Raw genomic sequence first — 17,425 nt, forward strand, 5'->3', positions numbered from 1 at the left:
ATCGTTTTTTTTATAAACATAGCTATTTCGCAATAAGAAAATGGGGCGCAGTTTTCCGTAGACTGCTAGCCATCATCATGCCAAGAAAGGCTCCGATTAAACTTGATGTAAAAAATGCAGGCATAAAAAATAATGCACCGACAGACGTTCCCATAAATAATTGCGCATATGGAACAGCGACTAATGAGGCAAGAATACCTGTGCCAAATACTTCACCAGCACCAGCAAGCCAATTGCTGCGACTGTATTTATAAGCAAAGGCCGCACATGCCGCACCGATGACGCTTCCAGGAATCGCTAAAAGGGAGCCTGTGCCTGTTAAGATACGAATCAATGCTGTAACGATAGCAACGACGATAGAAGGCATAGGACCTAATAGAATGGCACAGATGACGTTGATCGCATGTTGTACAGGATAGGCACGTGCAATGCCAGTTGGAATGGAGACAAAAATAGAGCCTGCTACTGCAATAGCGACTAATAAAGCCATAGTAGTTAGTTTTCGAATAGACATGATAGTTACTCCTTTTAGTTTTGTGCGATGAATCGCCGATAGAACTCAGTGAATCGCCGATAAAATGTGAGAAATCGCCGATAAAACCGTACAAATCGCCGAGAGACCTCACAAAATCGCCGATAGCACTGCCTGATGAATACAAAAAAGCCGCTTCCTAGTAACGAAAGGAAGCGGCCTTGCATTTTTAAATTACACAAAAGCAAGTGTCGCCACTTCCCTCCGCTAGTGTGAACTAGATCAGGTTCAAAGGGTCCGTATATGAACATATACGTCTCAGCCTTGTAAAGACTCCCCTAGTGGTGTTAAACGATTTAATTTTTCGATAATAAATGTACCATATTTGAAATAATTGTCAATGGACTAATTTGAATCAGGATGCATAAGATGTGGAGCCTTTTTTACGGTCCAAATGAGCGCTAGTAAGAAGCATGTCATTAAAATAATCGACCCGAATATATACGGACTGTTCATATCCCAGTCAAATAAAAGACCCGCAAGTGCAGGACCAATCATATTTCCAAGACTCATATAGGCATTGGTAAGTCCAGCGGCTAAACCTTGCTCATTGCCAGCAAGCTTAGAAATCAGTGTGTTGACTGCTGGACGTATAAGTGTTGTTGCCGTAGAGAAAATTGTTGCGACAACTAAAATTAATGCGAAGCCAGAAACAAATAATATGAGGAAGATTGCTACAGCAGCAATAAATAAATTGACTAATACAACTTTCATTTCCCCATAGCGCTTAAAGAGTGGTGTGATAATGAACATTTGCACAATAACACCGAATGCGCCACCTACAGTTAAGATGATTGCAATATCTGGAGGTGTATAGTTAAATTTCTCAGTTACAAATAATGATAATGTCGTTTGGAAATTGGCGATTCCGAACGAAAACACTAGCATAATAATAAGCATGACAAAGTAAGGCATTTGGACTGAACGCGCCATCTGCTTCGCAAGATTTTCTTGCTTTTGTGCTTTTTGAGCAGCAGTTGGTTTTGTAGAAGGTAATAACACCAACGAAAGGATAGAGGCTATAATAGCCGCTCCTCCAGCCATAAAGAATGGGAAATGCAAACTAACTTTAGAGAGGAACCCGCCAATACCTGGTCCAATCATAAAACCAAGAGACATAGCAGCACCTAACATGCCCATCCCTTTACCTCGTTCTTCATACGTTGTGATATCTGCTACAAATGCCATAATTGGAGGTGCTATAAAGGCAGAACCTAATCCTCCTAAGAAACGAGCAACAAAAAGCATCCACACATCTGTAGATAGCCCAAATGAAATTTGCCCAATACCAGTTACAATCAGACCAAAAACAATCAAATTTTTTCGACCATATCGATCCGAAAGATTCCCAGCAATTGGAGAAAATATAAACTGTGCAAAGGCGAACGTTGCAATTAACATGCCAAGAACTTGTCCTGCAGCACCAAATATGTGTAAGTACTTTGGCATGACAGGAATAATAATTCCGATACTCCCCATTGCGATAAACATATTAAACATTAAAATGTACAAAGCCGCCTTGTTTGACTTCTGCTGGGTCATCGTATACCCCCCTTTTTTCTATTGAAACATTCCTACAGTCTATCATAAAGAAATATTGCTTGGCTATCAGATTATAGTCGTAGGTGAATGACTTGGTTAGCGGAACGAAGACATTGTTTTTCCTTAGAATAATACTGTTAATTTCCGCTACTTGCGGTCTCTTTCCATGGGCACTGTAAGCCGCAACCATTTCGGTGCGCGTGGCCTGTTGCTTCGTACATGTTGTGTGTTACCGCAGGAGTCGCTGCCCGCCGCTCCAATCAACTGAACACATCGAAAGTGAAATTCTATATTAGAACGATTAAAAGAAAAAATGACAAAAGACATCAAATATTTAACTCTTGATGTCTTTTGTCGACTTTTTGAGAGAGAAAAATATTGTTTTTTCTCTTTAGTATTTATCGAATACTCATTTTAAATTCTAAAAACAATTCATTATATTTTCCTAAATAATCTGGGCCAAGGTTTTTATATACTTCTAATGTTTTACGTTGCTCCTCGGAAGGGTAGAAGCGCTCGTCAGCTACAACTTCTTTATCCATTAATTTTGTCGCTGCAATATTAGGAGTAGAGTAGCCTACATAATCCGCATTTTGAGCACCAGATTCCGCTTTTAACATAAAGTTAATAAAAGCATGTGCACCATCAACATTTTTCGAAGTTTTTGGGATAACCATATTGTCAAACCACAAGTTCGAGCCTTCCTCTGGAACAGCGAAGTCTAAATCTTCATTTTCGAATAACATATCTGCTGCTTGACCAGACCAAGTGAGGGCGACAGCCGCTTCATTATTAATCATCAAAGGTGTAATCTCATCACCGATGATTGCTTTCACATTTGGAGCGAGTGTAATTAGCTTATTTGTAGCCTGACGTAATTCTTGATTATTTAACGAGTTAAGAGAATGACCAAGACTATTTAAGCCCATGCCAATAACTTCACGTGCACCGTCTACTAAAAAGACTTTACGTTTTAACGAGGGATCCCATAAATCTTCCCAAGAAGAGAAATCTAAGTCACCGACTAAATCTGGATTATAAACAATACCTACTGTGCCCCAGAAATAAGGAACAGAGTATTCATTGTTATCATCAAATGGTAAATCGAGAAAATACGGATCGATATTTTTAAAATTAGGTATTTTCGTTTTATCTAAAGGAAGGAGTAGGTTTTCCTCCTTCATTTTTTCAATCATGTATTCAGACGGCACGGCAATATCGTAAGCTGTACCACCTTGTTTAATTTTCGTCATCATAGCCTCATTTGAGTCAAATGTTTCGTAAATAACATGGATACCCGTTTCTTTTTCGAATTGCTTTAGCAAATCAGGGTCGATATATTCTCCCCAGTTAAAAATAGTTAATGTATCTTTACCACTTTTACCACCGTTCGCACTCATGGCATCAGCAGCGTACATTAAAAGGGCGGACACGACAAGAATGGCAATGGTTGCTTGAATTAAATTTTTCATCGATGTCCCTCCGTTCTTTTATTTGTACGGCTTGTAAAGAAATAGTAGCCAACTACAACTAATATCGTTACGAAGAATACTAAACCAGAAATTGCGTTAACCGTTAACGAAATACCTGCACGTGCCATCGAGTAAATTTCAACAGATAATGTACTAAAGCCATTTCCTGTTACGAAAAATGTTACGGCAAAGTCATCCAATGAATAAGTTAAAGCGAGAAAGAAACCTGCAAAAATACCAGGCTGAATATATGGTAAAATAACGCGCATCATGACATCTTTTTTTGTAGCACCAAGATCTAAAGCTGCATCAATTAACGACTTATTCATCTCAAGCAACTTCGGTAAAACCATAAGGACTACAATAGGAACACTAAACGCTACATGGGCTAATAATACTGAAGCAAAGCCTAGTTTAATGCCAACCATTGTAAATAATATTAAAAAGCTTGCACCGATAATAACATCTGGACTAACGATTAACACATTATTTAAGGAAAGTAGGGTATTGCGCATTTTCGAATCCTTTACTGTCACAATACCGATTGCGCCTAATGTGCCAATAATTGTTGAAATAAGGGCAGAAAGCAATGCAACAATTACCGTGTTAATTAAAATCACGAGTAGTCTTGAATCCTCAAAAACGGCCTTGTAATGGTCCAATGTAAAGGATTGGAAGTTAGTCATAGAATCCCCACTATTGAATGAGTAAAAGACTAAGTAAAAAATAGGTGCATACAGGACGAGAAAAACGATCGCTAAATACACTTTTGCAGATGTAGAGAGTTTGCTCATCGTACGCGACCTCCTTTATCTTTTTGACCTGTAATAAGCATAATAATTACCATGAATAAAATTAAAAATACGGCAATGGTTGAACCCATGCCCCAGTTTTGCGTCACAAGGAATTGCTGTTCAATTGCTGTACCAAGTGTAATGACACGATTTCCTGCAATTAAGCGAGTAATCATAAATAGTGATAAAGCTGGAATAAATACAACTTGAATCCCTGATTTAACACCATCCATCGTCAATGGTAATACAACGCGACGGAATGTTGTAAAAGCAGATGCACCTAGATCGCGCGCTGCGTATACAAGCGTTGGATTTAGACGATCTAATGAGTTGAAAATCGGTAAAATCATAAAGGGTATGAAAATATATACGGAAACGAAGACAAAGCTAATATCGGTGAATAGCATTTGTTTCGGATCAAAGCCAAATACTTCAATAGCAGCGTTGATTGGACCATATAAACCAAAAATCCCAATAAACGCATATGTTTTTAACAATAAATTAATCCAAGACGGAATAATAATAAGCAATAACCATAGCTGCTTGTGTTTCGTCTTTGTTAAAAAATAAGCCGTCGGGTATGAAATAAGCAGTGTAAAGAAAGTGATTAAAAACGCATACCAAAACGAACTAAGCGTCATTTTTAAATAGACAGAAGAGAAAAAGGCTTTGTAGTTATTAAGCGTAAAATTGCCATGTAAATCTAGTAGGGAATAGTAAACAACGAGAGCAATCGGCGCAATAACAAAAAGTGCAATCCATAAAACGTATGGAAATAACGCTGATTTCGAAGTTTTAGTTTGCATCTTCGTCATCTCCATAGGATTCTAGACGTTTATCGAACTCTTCCTCAGTTTCATTTAAGCGCATTACATGAATGGCTTCTGGATCGAAGTCTAATCCTATTTCTGTCCCTACTTCAGCTTTTTTCAATGAATGAACAAGCCATTCATTGCCTGCCTTGTCATACGTGGAAAGCTCATAATGTACCCCACGGAATAATTGTGTATCTACCTTAACAACTAATTTTCCTTTGTCGACTGTTGTAATTTCTAAATCCTCTGGACGAATAACAATATCAATTTTCTCATTTGGTTTCATCCCTTGGTCAACACACTCGAACACTTTACCAGCAAATTCAACGGTAAAATCTTCTATCATCACACCGTTAACAATGTTTGATTCACCGATAAAGTCGGCAACAAAACGGTTAATTGGTTCATCATAAATATCTACAGGTGTGCCTGATTGTTGAATTTGACCTTCGCTTAGTACAAAAATTTCATCACTCATGGCAAGGGCTTCCTCTTGATCGTGTGTAACAAATACAAAAGTTTTGCCGAGTCTTTGCTGTAATTCACGAAGTTCATACTGCATTTCTGTACGTAGTTTTAAGTCTAATGCAGAAAGTGGCTCATCAAGTAAAATTACTTCTGGATCATTCACAATGGCACGTGCGATAGCTACGCGTTGACGCTGACCACCTGACATTTCAGAAATTTCACGATTTCCATAACCTGCTAAATTGACAAATTTAAGCGCTTCTGACACACGTTCTTTAATGTTTTTTTCAGGAAGCTTTTTAATGCGCAGTCCAAATGCAACATTTTCAAAAACGTTTAAATGGGGGAATAACGCATAATCCTGAAATACTGTGTTAACTTGGCGTTCATTAGCTGGAACAGTATTTATTTTTTTATCGTGGAAGAAGACATTACCTGTAGTAGGTTCTGTGAAACCAGCAATAATACGTAAAATAGTTGTTTTACCGCAACCAGAAGGACCAAGTAACGTATAAAACTTTCCTTTTTCAAGCTCTAAATTGATATTTTGTAGGACGACTGTACCGTCACTATATGATTTTGAAACATTTTCAAAGCGGATAATTGAATTTGTTGTCATTGAAGCGCCTCCTTAAGCTATAAATAAGAATCTGTTGCGACGAGTAAAATTTTCGTCTCATCGTCATGTGCATTAAAAATTTGGTGATGGTCGGCTGCGTCAAAATAGAGCGCATTGCCTTCACTAGCTATATATTGTTCATTCCCTAAAACGAGACGAATACGCCCTTTGACAATATAAATAAAAGTTTCAGATAGAGACGGCTCGAATTGTTTAAATTCACCATCAGCAGCAAGTGTCAAAAAGATAGGCTCCATTTCTTTCTCATTGGATGTAGGAATGAGCCATTGAATTTCATATTTTTTTTCTTCATCAGTATAGGTTGATTGATCTTCCTCAGTGTAGACAACCTTTTGTTCTGGTGCATCATCATCAAAAAATTCCTTTGGCGTCGATCCTAAAACTTCTAATAATGAAAAAAGCGTTTCAATAGAAGGCGAATTCAAATCTCGCTCCAGTTGTGAAATATAGCCTTTACTTAAATCAGTACGTTCTCCAAGCTCTTCTTGGGTAAGACCTTTTTTCAAACGAAGTGCTTTAATTTTTCCTCCAATTTGCATCCTTTCCCTCCTAGAAGAAGTTTAGCAATCATAAACTTTCAGAAAACGAAGTTTACTTTAACGAAACTTTTAGTTTACTAAAAACATTACTATTATACATAATAATAAAAAATTTGCAATCGTTTTGAAAGAAAAAAAGTAGAAGAAATTTATAGAAAAAGTGCATATGTATTTTCATGCAAATTTTTAGGCTTTTCCAGAATAAATTTGCGAAAAGAAGCGAATAACTAATGTGTAGAGTTGAATATTTTTGGGTATATGACAAATAATTGTCAATGCGTTGGAAACGATTAGCATAGAGAAGTGAACTTCGTTGAAAAACTGAGCTTTCTTTGCTATCGTAGAAGACGGTTCGCATGTGCGAATAGAATATAAAACTACATATTATTCGGAGGGATTAATAATGGCAGAACGCATGGTAGGTAAACAAGCCCCAGACTTCACAATGGAAGCAGTACTTCCAGACAAATCTTTTGGTAAAGTATCTTTAGAAGAAATTAAAGCACAAGACAAATGGACTGTACTTTTCTTCTACCCAATGGACTTCACTTTTGTATGTCCAACAGAAATTACTGCAATGAGCGATCGTTATGACGAGTTTGAAGACTTAGATGCAGAAGTAATCGGTGTATCAACTGATACAATCCACACACACTTAGCATGGATCAACACAGATCGCACTCAAAATGGGCTTGGCGATTTAAAATACCCATTAGCAGCAGATACAAACCATGCGATTTCAAAAGAATATGGTGTTTTAATTGAAGAAGAAGGTATCGCACTACGTGGTTTATTTATTATTGACCCAGAAGGCGAATTAAAATATCAAACAGTATTCGATAATAACATTGGCCGTGATGTTGATGAAACATTACGTGTACTACAAGCTTTACAAACAGGTGGTCTATGCCCAGCAAACTGGCGCCCAGGTCAAGCAACACTTTAATTACGGATTTTATGAGATAATTTGCGAGCATGCTCGAAAAAATCTAAACACCATTACGCTAGGACGTTATGGATGCATAAAATAAATAATGGGTCCCCACGATACGCTTGTGGGGATATTTTTTTCTAGGGAGGATTTTTAATGAAACTTCGTGAACAAATGCCTGAACTAGTAGGCGCAACAACGTGGTTAAATGGGGAAGTAACAAAAGCGGAGCTAGTAGGCGAAAAACCAACTTTAATTCATTTCTGGTCAGTTAGCTGTCATTTATGTAAAGAAGCAATGCCAGATGTGAATAATTTCCGTGATCAATTTAAAGATGAACTAAATGTTATTGCTGTGCATATGCCTCGTTCTGAAGCAGATACAGATTTAGATACAATTAAAGCTGTTGCAGCAGAGCATGATATTACGCAACCAATTTTTGTTGATAGTGAAATGAAGCTAACGGATGCATTTGAAAACCAATATGTTCCAGCGTACTTCGTTTTCGATAAAGATGGTCAGCTTCGTCATATGCAAGCTGGTGGAAGTGGCATGAAAATGCTAGAAAAGCGTGTAAATCGAGTGCTTGATGAAATGCGTAACGCATAATTTTGATTGTAGAAAGACGGGGATATTTACATCCTCGTCTTTTTTTAACTTCCATTATAGAAACGTGCAGATGGAATGTCATGGTATTTAAGAGATGCGTTTCATGCGTGCTCGAAAATATTTAAATGTTGTTAAGCTTATGTATAAATAAAAGTTGTATGATAGAATGTCGAAAGCTATAGATAGAATATATAAAATGGGGAATCGTATCCTGTTTTGACGATACATATGGGGAAATATAAGTTAAAATAAAGTAATTGTAGTTTTCGGAGGGATTTGTAATGATGAAAAAGGAATTTGCTGTCATTGGACTTGGTCGTTTTGGGGGAAGCATTGTTCGTGAATTAATGAGTCAAGGAGCGCAAGTAATGGCGATAGATCATTCATCAGAACGTGTGGATGAATTTGCTGCGATTGCTACTCAGGCTGTTATTGCAGATTCAACAGATGAATCGGTTTTAAATTCATTAGGCATTCGTAATTTTGAACATGTGATTGTCGCGATTGGCGAAGATATTCAGGCTAGTATTTTAACGACAATTATTTTAAAAGAAATCGGTGTTCAGCAAATTACTGTAAAGGCCCAAAATGATTATCATGAAAAAGTGCTAAGAAAAATTGGGGCAGATTTTGTCGTGCATCCTGAACGTGATATGGGGATTCGTATTGCTAATAATATGCTGTCTAATACGGTGCTCGATTACTTAGAGCTTTCAGATGAGCACTCTATCATGGAGTTAAAAGCAAATGATGCCATTGCAGGCTACTCTATTATGGATTTAGATATCCGCGCAAAATATGGCATTAACATCGTAGGTATAAAGCGTGGATCAGATATTATTGTTTCGCCACAGGCAAGTGACAAAATTTTACTTGGGGATATTATGCTTCTTATTGGTGCAGATGTGGATATCAATCGTTTTGTGAAAAAAGCGATGAAAGAATAAAAATTGGGTGCCAGGCACGCACACAATTTTAAATTTTTAGAAAGCTTGGGAGTAGGTTTAGCACATGTTCAAAATTAGAAAAGAACCATTAATGCGGTTTCTGAAAATTTTATTTCCAATCGTACTCTTAGCGATAGCTATTTATGAAATTCAGCAATCGTTAAGTGGGGTAGATGTTCATTTACTTCGGAATGAAGTTAGTCAATTGCAAATATGGGAACTGTTATTGATTTTTTTCATCGCGTTTTGTGCGATTACTCCGATGATTTTTTACGATGTCATTTTAACGAAACTACTAGGAATTAAAATGAAGAAGCGTACTTTGGTGAACAATTCATTTATCGTCAATACATTTTCGAACCTCATTGGCTTTGGAGGTTTAGTAGGCGTTTTTCTACGAAATTATTTTTATTCCAAATATAAAGAGGATCGAGAAGGTTTGCTGAAAAGTATTGCCACCGTTACTCTTTTTTATTTGACTGGCATTTCCTTACTAGCGTGGCTAATGTATATTTTCTTTTGGGACTTCCCATTGCTAAAAGAATATCGGTGGCTTTCAATTGCTGTTATTCTTGTCAGCTTGTATGTTCCCGCGTTTATTGGGATGCACCTTATTCGTTATAAAAAAGGGAGCTCCTTATCAATAAAAGTTTCTTTTCAGTTAATAATTACTTCAGTAGCAGAATGGCTTGCGGTTTTTTTTGTTATTTGGATGTTAACATTAATCTTGCACATTCCTATTGAGTTAACGACCCTTATACCAATATTTTTAATAGCCTCGTGTGCTGGCATAATTAGTATGATACCAGGAGGGGTCGGCTCATTCGACCTTGTTTTTCTGTGGGGGACCCAAAGTGTAGACATAGGCGAAGAAAAAGTACTTTTCTTATTAATTTTGTATCGCGTTGGTTACTTTGTATTACCATTTTTAGTATCTGTCCTATTATTTATTAAAGATTATTGGGAACGCTGGAATCGTTCTTGGGATGACTTACCAAATGTTATTTTTCAAAAAATTAGTCATAAGTTGTTAACGATATTAGTTTTTGTATCAGGTATTGTGTTATTGCTATCGGCTTCGGTACCAGGCGTTCTAAGTCGGCTAAAAATTGCTCAGGAGTTTTTATCATCACCCATTATGAATATATCCCATCAATTGACGGTCGCAGCAGCCTTTATCCTTTTAGGGTTGTGTAGGGGAATTAATTATAAGGTGAAAAAAGCTTATCAGCTTGCAATTATTGTGCTTGGTAGTTCAGCTATATTCTCCATTATTAAAGGCTTTGATTATGAAGAAGCAATCTTTTTACTAATTGTCGCCGTGTTACTTATGGCATCGAAAAAACAATTTTATCGAGAAAGTTATGTCCTCACATGGGGTGCCATCCTATTTGACATTGCTGCTGTTATTTTCATTACTACAATGTATTTGTTAATCGGCTATGTCAACTTACCTACAGCAAAAATTCATATTCCGACAGCGTTACAATACTATATTCTTACCGACTATCGGGATTTATTTTATAGTGCAATTATTGGTATCCTCATAGCGTGTATCATTTTTTACTTCGGCTATTTTACGCGCGGACCTAAAAAGATGGAGAAGCTCCTATCAAAAGAGCATGAAGATAAAATTAAAAATCATTTAATGGAATATAAAGGGACGGAGTTTTCTCATTTAATATTTTTGCATGATAAATTTGTATACTGGAATGAGAAAAATACAGTCTTATTTGCGTATCAAATAATTGCAGATAAAATTGTTGTGTTGGGCGATCCAGTAGGTCAAGAAAGTGATTTCTTACAGGCAATGGAAGAGTTTTTAGAGTTAGCAGATAAACATGGGTATACACCTGTTTTTTATGAGATAAACAATAAAATTTTCCCTTCTCTACATGAGCATGGCTATAGCTTTTTTAAACTTGGAGAGGAAGCATTTGTTGATTTAGAAAAATTCACGTTTACTGGTAAAGAAATGAAGAGTAGTAGGGCAGTAAAAAATAAGTTTGAACGAGAGAACTACACTGTTGCATTATTAAGCCCGCCTTATTCACAGGAAGTCATGAAAGAATTGCAAGAGGTATCAAGAAAGTGGCTACAAGGAAGAGCTGAAAAGGGCTTTTCTCTTGGCTTTTTCGATGAAAACTATTTGAGCAAGTCAAACATTGCTGTGTTAAGAGGAGCTCAAGGTGTGATGGGCTTTGCGAGTATTATGCCAATGTATGACGATGGCGAAAGAATTTCCGTCGATCTTATGCGCTTTAAACCAGGAGCACCGTCTGGCACGATGGATTTCATTTTTTTATCGCTGTTTGAATGGGCGAAAGAACAAGGGTATCGCGTGTTTAATATGGGCATGTCGCCATTATCAAATGTTGGACAATCGAGATACTCCTTTTTAAGCGAAAAAATTGCAGCACAAATATTTTTACATGGCCATTACTTCTATCATTTTAAAGGATTAAAAAATTTCAAATTAAAATATGCTGATTTTTGGGAACCAAAATATGTGGCGTACCGAAAAAAATCTTCATTACCATTTACAATGGCACAAGTAACACTATTAATAGGTCGCAAAAGAAAATAAGTAATTTTTAAATTGCAAGTAAGCATACTAGAAATGGAAATGTGCTGTAATTTTCCTAATTACAATGGAAGGAATGATGAAAATGAAACAGCTTGGGAACGTGATTGAGAAGTAGCATATAGAGGATATGCCACTTTTCAATAGTAAAAAAATAAATAATCATTGAAAAGAGGCTGCTTATGTACACAGATCAAGAATTAAACCTTCGTCCTATCATTGAGTCAGACTTAGAGCGCATTTGGGAGCTTATTTATAAAGACGAGCAACCAGAATGGAAAAAATGGGATGCTCCTTATTTTCCACATCAAGCTAAATCATTGCATGATTTTATGTTAACATCACAGCAATTTATTAATCAGAAAAACTTTTGGGCAATCGAGGCTGATGGCATTATTTGTGGCGTTATTTCTTATTATTGGGAGCATGAGCCTTCTAAATGGTTAGAAATGGGCATTGTTTTTCATGAGTCTCATAACTGGGGCAAAGGACTTGGCACTAGAGCCATGACACTATGGATTGATCACTTATTTTCAACGATGCCACTTGTCCGTGTTGGCTTTACGACATGGTCAGGAAATAAGCGGATGATTCGCGTCGGAGAAAAATTAGGAATGCAATTGGAAGCGAAAATTCGTAAAGTACGTTTTTACGAGGGTGTCTATTATGATTCTATACGTATGGGTTTGTTAAGAGAAGAGTGGGAAGCTAGACAAGTAAGCTTAAAGGAGCTTCCAATAATGAAATAACGTTTTGGCCTGTGTTCGATATTGTATCGAAGCAGGTCTTTTATTTTTAGTAAATGGAACATATTTATGTAAAATTGTGTTTGATTTCCTGTTATAGCTTTGTCATAATAAAGGAAATTTGAATAGCGAGGCAACAAGTTATGATAATAACTGAAAATTGTAATATACAGTCTGTGAAGCCAAACGATATTGAAGATGTTTATTCATTGTATTGTAATGAAGATGTCAGAGCCTTTCTCGGAGGGATACCAGATAAAAGCTACATTTATGCTTCTTTTGACAGCATGCTACAGGCACCTTATCCTAATTCCTATTTTTGCATTTCATTAAAAAATAAAAATGAGTTTATTGGTTTAGTATCGATTGATGCATATCATGAAAAATTAACATATGAGCTGAGTTATCAATTTCTGCCTCAATATTGGGGCAAGGGGTATGCGTTTGAAGTATTATTTGCCGTCATACATTATGGATTTGACAGCCTGAATTTATCGAAAATAGTAGCAGAAACGCAAACCGCAAATATCGCCTCCTGCCGTGTATTAGAAAAGTTAGGGATGCAAAAAGTAAAAGTTTTAGAAAGGTTTGGTCATGAGCAAGCTGTCTATCAGTTATTGAAAACAATAAAAAAGGATAGGGATAGCCGATGAGAAATTATATACAGTACAATGCCAATCAGCAAAACGAGGTTATGATTGCAATTCCTGCACTCGGAGAACGGAAAGAAATGTATGAAGCATTGGCCAAAGCATTACCAGAAGTGTGGATTGTAGCAATTGATTTACCTGGGCATAATGGGTTGCTAGACAATGATTTTTCATTTCAGTCATACAATAAGACAATAAAAGCAGTCATGAATGAATTAAACATGACAGAAGCGCATTTTGTAGGTAATTCAATTGGTGCATGGATCATTCAACATTTTTATAGAAACTATTCGACCGCAGTGAAGTCCTTAACATTATTAGACGGTGGCTACTATTTTCATGGAGACTATCATCTTGATGATGAAATGGAAATACAGTTGCCTATTATTGAAAGATTTGAAGATTTACAAGAGGCAATCCATGAAGAAATAAAGAGTATGGACATTGTACATGCGGAAGATAGACTATATTTATACGAATATTTTATTGGAAATTTTATAGAAGAGGACGATATTTACCGTCATCATAGTATGGTAGAAGCTTTAAATTATTTGGCGAAGGCAGTTGACCAACAAAATTATTGCATTGAAAAGGAAACGCCACTGCCAGTTTTATTATTGTTAGCAGATCATCAACAAGACGAGTTGTTAAATAAGAAATTAACTAAATTCCACGAAAGACAACCCACTTCGAAAATTATAAAAATCCCTAATGGATTTCATTTTTTACCACTTACTAATCCACAAGAGGTAGCTGGGTGGATTCGTAATACGATACTGTAGGGAGAAAACGAAATACACTTCTTTTTAAACTACCTCGGCCTATGAATTCAAAAACCTCGTAAAAGTTAAATGCTGCATTTCATTAGAATTTTAAATACTCGATGTAGAAAGCGAGTTTCGAATTAATCCATGGTTTTTTTAAACGTAAAGAGAGGGCACTCCATTTCTGGAATGCCCTCTTTTGCGTTGCTAGTATGAATTAGTTTTCTTCAATATCTTTACGATTTTTCTTTAACATTTTTGATAACATTTCATACACAATTGGTACGACAACTAATGTTAATAATGTTGAAGATAATAAACCGCCGATTACTGTAATGGCAAGGTCTTTAGAAATTAATCCGCTACCGCCACTGCCTAGTGCCATTGGAATCATTGCACCAATCGTAGCGATTGCAGTCATTAATATCGGTCGCAGACGAGTTGCACCTGCTTCTAATATTGCTTCACGCATACCGAGACCGTCGCGCTCCATATGGATAATGCGGTCAACAAGTACGATGGCATTTGTGACAACGATACCTATTAACATTAATAGACCCATCATAACTGAGACAGAAATGGTTTGATTTGTTACGTATAAGCCAACAAATGCACCAATTACCGCAAACGGTAATGAGAAGAGGATAGCAAATGGTGCTAAACCTTCACCAAACGTTACGACAAGAATGAAGTAAACGATGGCAATTGCGGCTAACATAGCCACGCCAAGTTGTGTGAATGTTTCCTGCATATCTGCAGCTACACCTGATACGCCTGTTGTCACACCTTTAGGTAAGTCTAACTTATCAATTTTCTTATCTGCTGCAGTTGTTGCTTTTGAAATATCATCGCCAATAATTGTGGCAGATACAGTTGCAAAGTATTCACCTTTTGAGCGTGATAATGAATTAAGCGTTGTACCTTCTTCGTCATCCACTAATTCACCGATCGTCATCGTTGTGCCTAAAGCTGTTTTAATTTCAGTATTTAGAACATCATCGATTGATAAGGCTGCTGCCTTTGCATCGCGTTTTACAATAACGTTAATGTCTTTACCATCGCGTTCAACTGTTGTTAATACTTCTTGTGATGTTGTAGAATTTAATGCCATGACGATTTGAGCAGTCGTTAAACCATATTGTAAGACATTTTCTTGCTCTACTTTTAAGACATGCTCTACATAAGGGTCTTCATTATCAGATTTAACATCCTCTAAACCATCAACATCTTTTAACGTTTCTTCAACGTCTTTTACAGCACTACGAAGGTTATCTAAGTTTTCACTGTATAATGTGTAGCTAACTTCATTTGATGACATTGACATTGATGAGAAGTTTTGGCTTTTCCATTCACCTGATTGGCCAATGTTAAAGACGTAATCTTCTACTTCTTCACGTGCCGCAGGGAAGTCCTCCATCTCTGGATCAAAGATTAGGTACATTAATGCACCACCAGCTCCGCCACCCATCATCATTGCTGAAGGGTCTGTGTTTGCAGCATCTGTAATAGAAACTTGTAAAATATCAATATCTTTACGTTTCATTAATTCTTTTTCTACTGTTGCAACATTTGCTTCAGTTTCATCTTTTAGCTCGCCAGTACTTGGTGTATATGTTAAATACATTACCTTTTCCTCTTGAGAACCCATGAAGCTAAAACCGATTAATGGTGTGAGGGCAAGTGAGCCAACAAGCATTAATATTGCAATCGTAGACGTAATAATTTTATGATTTAACGCTTTTTCTAATACACCTCTGTACCATGTAGCTAGTTTACCAACTTCTTGATGTTGGCTTTCTTTTTTCTCTCCATATATTTTTTTACGGAATAAGAAATGAGATAAAGCAGGTACGATTGTAATCGCTACTAATAATGACGCACCTAAAGCAAATGTCATTGTTAATGCGAAAGGCATAAATAGTTCACCAACCATACCACCAACGAAAATAAGTGGAGCAAATACCGCTACTGTAACTAATGTAGAAGACAAGATTGGTTTAAACATTTCGATTGTCGCTTCACGGATAAGGGCGCGACCTGTTAATTTTTCTTGTTTTAAGTGGATACGTCGATAAATATTTTCAACTACGACAATGGAGTCATCAATAACCCGCCCAATTGCAACGGTAATTGCACCAAGTGTCATAATATTTAACGTAATATCCATCCAGTTTAGTAATAGTAAAGCCATGAATACAGAAACTGGAATAGAAATAATTGAAATAATTGTTGACTTGAAATCGCGTAAGAATAGTAAAATAATTAATACAGCTATAGCGCCACCGAATACTGCCTTTTCAATCATTGTGAAGACTGAATCTTCAATTGGCGCACCTTGGTCAAGTGAGATATCCACTTTTAAGCCGTCAATTCTTTTTTCTTCATCTTTAATAAGGTCTTTTACTGCATTTACGACAGTTACTGTATTTGCATCTTGACCTTTCACAATTTGAATCGCAATGGCATCTTTACCATTTGTGCGTGAAACGGATTGTACTTTACCTTCAACTTCAATCGTTGCAATATCACCTAAGCGAACGAATGGAGAAGGTTGTGTTGCTGAAGGTGTGACTGGTATCAATAAATCTTTTAATTCATCAACAGATTTAACTTTACCATCTACGGAAACCGCTTGTTCACCAACCGTAAATTGATATAAACCGAGTGATAGAGACATATCACTTGCTTGGATCATTTGTTTGACAGTATCCTCAGTTAAGCCGAGAGTAGCCATTTTTTCTTCGTCATATTTAAACGAAACTTGTTCAATATGTTGACCAGTAATAGTTGCAGAAGCAACACCGTCGATTTTTTCGATTTTAGGAAGTAATATATCTTCTACTGTTGATGTCAGATCAACGATATCTTCCTTAGAGCTACTTACTGATAATGCGACAACAGGCATCATGTTCATGCTAATTGCCATAATTGTAGGTTCTTGTGCACCTTCAGGAAGTTTCACATTATCTAAAGCTGACTCTAACTGGCGTTTTTTTTCATCCATATCAATGCCATAGTCATATTCAACTTGAACTTGTGCAATGTTGGATGAAGAAGTAGAGTAAACTGCCTTAACATCCTCTAAACTTTCGATTGATTTTTCAAATGGAATGGAAAGTTCATTCATGACTTGTTCAGGCGTTGCACCTGGATAAACGCCCATTACAATTAAGTATGGAATCGATATATCAGGGATTGATTCCATTTTCATTCTTGTACCTGAATAAATACCAGAGACAGTGATGATAATTGTTAATAACCACACTGCCAATTTGTTCTTCAATACAAAATTAACTAAACCTTTCACCTTCACACCTACCCTTTATTGACTTACTAGATTCAATTATTTATACTAATGACTAATCGGTCATTTGTCAATGAAATGCATTAGG

General features: G+C 36.6%; 15 protein-coding genes and 1 riboswitch. Of the genes, 7 read left to right on the top strand and 8 right to left on the bottom strand.

Annotation, left to right across the window (positions count from 1 at the left end; all coding sequences use genetic code 11):
• Positions 1–22: 22 nt before the first annotated feature.
• The 7 genes from thiW to ACIQ1H_RS10350 all read right to left on the bottom strand — a co-directional run bounded on the left by thiW (position 23) and on the right by ACIQ1H_RS10350 (position 6,802).
• Positions 23–514: an energy coupling factor transporter S component ThiW gene (gene thiW / locus ACIQ1H_RS10320; protein WP_402888643.1), complete on the bottom strand. Its 492-nt coding sequence runs from the start codon at positions 512–514 to the stop codon at positions 23–25.
• A gap of 200 nt (positions 515–714) precedes the next feature.
• Positions 715–822, bottom strand: a riboswitch (TPP riboswitch).
• A gap of 55 nt (positions 823–877) precedes the next feature.
• Positions 878–2,074, bottom strand: a complete 1,197-nt coding sequence (locus tag ACIQ1H_RS10325; protein WP_173477938.1) for an MFS transporter — start codon at positions 2,072–2,074, stop codon at positions 878–880.
• A gap of 398 nt (positions 2,075–2,472) precedes the next feature.
• Positions 2,473–3,546 (bottom strand): ABC transporter substrate-binding protein, encoded by a 1,074-nt coding sequence (locus ACIQ1H_RS10330; RefSeq protein WP_402888645.1) that lies wholly within the window; start codon positions 3,544–3,546, stop codon positions 2,473–2,475.
• A complete protein-coding gene (locus ACIQ1H_RS10335) occupies positions 3,543–4,340 on the bottom strand; it encodes an ABC transporter permease (RefSeq protein WP_402888647.1) in 798 nt (265 codons plus the stop codon). Before ACIQ1H_RS10335 ends, ACIQ1H_RS10330 begins: the two co-directional genes overlap by 4 nt.
• Positions 4,337–5,146: an ABC transporter permease gene (locus tag ACIQ1H_RS10340; RefSeq protein ID WP_173477935.1), complete on the bottom strand. Its 810-nt coding sequence runs from the start codon at positions 5,144–5,146 to the stop codon at positions 4,337–4,339. Before ACIQ1H_RS10340 ends, ACIQ1H_RS10335 begins: the two co-directional genes overlap by 4 nt.
• Positions 5,136–6,242 (bottom strand): ABC transporter ATP-binding protein, encoded by a 1,107-nt coding sequence (locus ACIQ1H_RS10345; RefSeq protein WP_402888649.1) that lies wholly within the window; start codon positions 6,240–6,242, stop codon positions 5,136–5,138. The genes ACIQ1H_RS10340 and ACIQ1H_RS10345 overlap by 11 nt, the downstream gene beginning before the upstream one ends.
• A 17-nt stretch (positions 6,243–6,259) precedes the next feature.
• Positions 6,260–6,802 (bottom strand): helix-turn-helix domain-containing protein, encoded by a 543-nt coding sequence (locus tag ACIQ1H_RS10350; protein WP_024362223.1) that lies wholly within the window; start codon positions 6,800–6,802, stop codon positions 6,260–6,262.
• A gap of 403 nt (positions 6,803–7,205) precedes the next feature.
• Here ACIQ1H_RS10350 and ACIQ1H_RS10355 point away from each other — a divergent pair, with 403 nt between their 5' ends.
• From ACIQ1H_RS10355 to ACIQ1H_RS10385, 7 genes are all read left to right on the top strand, one after another.
• Positions 7,206–7,748, top strand: a complete 543-nt coding sequence (locus ACIQ1H_RS10355; RefSeq protein ID WP_173477933.1) for a peroxiredoxin — start codon at positions 7,206–7,208, stop codon at positions 7,746–7,748.
• A 141-nt stretch (positions 7,749–7,889) separates the two neighbouring features.
• Positions 7,890–8,342, top strand: a complete 453-nt coding sequence (locus tag ACIQ1H_RS10360; RefSeq protein WP_402888651.1) for a TlpA family protein disulfide reductase — start codon at positions 7,890–7,892, stop codon at positions 8,340–8,342.
• 284 nt (positions 8,343–8,626) lie between these two features.
• A complete protein-coding gene (locus tag ACIQ1H_RS10365) occupies positions 8,627–9,289 on the top strand; it encodes a potassium channel family protein (RefSeq protein WP_024362220.1) in 663 nt (220 codons plus the stop codon).
• Positions 9,290–9,353: 64 nt separating this feature from the next.
• A complete protein-coding gene (gene mprF, locus ACIQ1H_RS10370; RefSeq protein ID WP_402888652.1) occupies positions 9,354–11,876 on the top strand; it encodes a bifunctional lysylphosphatidylglycerol flippase/synthetase MprF in 2,523 nt (840 codons plus the stop codon).
• Positions 11,877–12,055: 179 nt separating this feature from the next.
• Positions 12,056–12,622, top strand: coding sequence for a GNAT family N-acetyltransferase (locus ACIQ1H_RS10375; protein ID WP_402888654.1), 567 nt, complete (start codon positions 12,056–12,058; stop codon positions 12,620–12,622).
• A gap of 140 nt (positions 12,623–12,762) precedes the next feature.
• Positions 12,763–13,272, top strand: a complete 510-nt coding sequence (locus ACIQ1H_RS10380; RefSeq protein WP_402888656.1) for a GNAT family N-acetyltransferase — start codon at positions 12,763–12,765, stop codon at positions 13,270–13,272.
• Positions 13,269–14,051, top strand: a complete 783-nt coding sequence (locus tag ACIQ1H_RS10385) for an alpha/beta fold hydrolase (RefSeq protein WP_402888657.1) — start codon at positions 13,269–13,271, stop codon at positions 14,049–14,051. The genes ACIQ1H_RS10380 and ACIQ1H_RS10385 overlap by 4 nt, the downstream gene beginning before the upstream one ends.
• A gap of 199 nt (positions 14,052–14,250) precedes the next feature.
• Here ACIQ1H_RS10385 and ACIQ1H_RS10390 read toward each other — a convergent pair whose 3' ends face one another.
• Positions 14,251–17,340, bottom strand: a complete 3,090-nt coding sequence (locus ACIQ1H_RS10390; RefSeq protein WP_402888659.1) for an efflux RND transporter permease subunit — start codon at positions 17,338–17,340, stop codon at positions 14,251–14,253.
• Between the last annotated feature and the right edge of the window lie 85 nt (positions 17,341–17,425).

It is taken from the genome of Lysinibacillus sp. NPDC097279, from assembly GCF_044761745.1.
Taxonomy (GTDB): domain Bacteria; phylum Bacillota; class Bacilli; order Bacillales_A; family Planococcaceae; genus Lysinibacillus.

Excerpts from the sequence above, each read along its gene's own strand:
- thiW (WP_402888643.1), bottom strand. The coding sequence starts at position 514 with ATGTCTATTCGAAAACTAACTACTATGGCTTTATTAGTCGCTATTGCA.
- ACIQ1H_RS10325 (WP_173477938.1), bottom strand. The coding sequence starts at position 2,074 with ATGACCCAGCAGAAGTCAAACAAGGCGGCTTTGTACATTTTAATGTTT.
- ACIQ1H_RS10330 (WP_402888645.1), bottom strand. The coding sequence starts at position 3,546 with ATGAAAAATTTAATTCAAGCAACCATTGCCATTCTTGTCGTGTCCGCC.
- ACIQ1H_RS10335 (WP_402888647.1), bottom strand. The coding sequence starts at position 4,340 with ATGAGCAAACTCTCTACATCTGCAAAAGTGTATTTAGCGATCGTTTTT.
- ACIQ1H_RS10340 (WP_173477935.1), bottom strand. The coding sequence starts at position 5,146 with ATGCAAACTAAAACTTCGAAATCAGCGTTATTTCCATACGTTTTATGG.
- ACIQ1H_RS10345 (WP_402888649.1), bottom strand. The coding sequence starts at position 6,242 with ATGACAACAAATTCAATTATCCGCTTTGAAAATGTTTCAAAATCATAT.
- ACIQ1H_RS10350 (WP_024362223.1), bottom strand. The coding sequence starts at position 6,802 with ATGCAAATTGGAGGAAAAATTAAAGCACTTCGTTTGAAAAAAGGTCTT.
- ACIQ1H_RS10355 (WP_173477933.1), top strand. The coding sequence starts at position 7,206 with ATGGCAGAACGCATGGTAGGTAAACAAGCCCCAGACTTCACAATGGAA.
- ACIQ1H_RS10360 (WP_402888651.1), top strand. The coding sequence starts at position 7,890 with ATGAAACTTCGTGAACAAATGCCTGAACTAGTAGGCGCAACAACGTGG.
- ACIQ1H_RS10365 (WP_024362220.1), top strand. The coding sequence starts at position 8,627 with ATGAAAAAGGAATTTGCTGTCATTGGACTTGGTCGTTTTGGGGGAAGC.
- mprF (WP_402888652.1), top strand. The coding sequence starts at position 9,354 with ATGTTCAAAATTAGAAAAGAACCATTAATGCGGTTTCTGAAAATTTTA.
- ACIQ1H_RS10375 (WP_402888654.1), top strand. The coding sequence starts at position 12,056 with ATGTACACAGATCAAGAATTAAACCTTCGTCCTATCATTGAGTCAGAC.
- ACIQ1H_RS10380 (WP_402888656.1), top strand. The coding sequence starts at position 12,763 with ATGATAATAACTGAAAATTGTAATATACAGTCTGTGAAGCCAAACGAT.
- ACIQ1H_RS10385 (WP_402888657.1), top strand. The coding sequence starts at position 13,269 with ATGAGAAATTATATACAGTACAATGCCAATCAGCAAAACGAGGTTATG.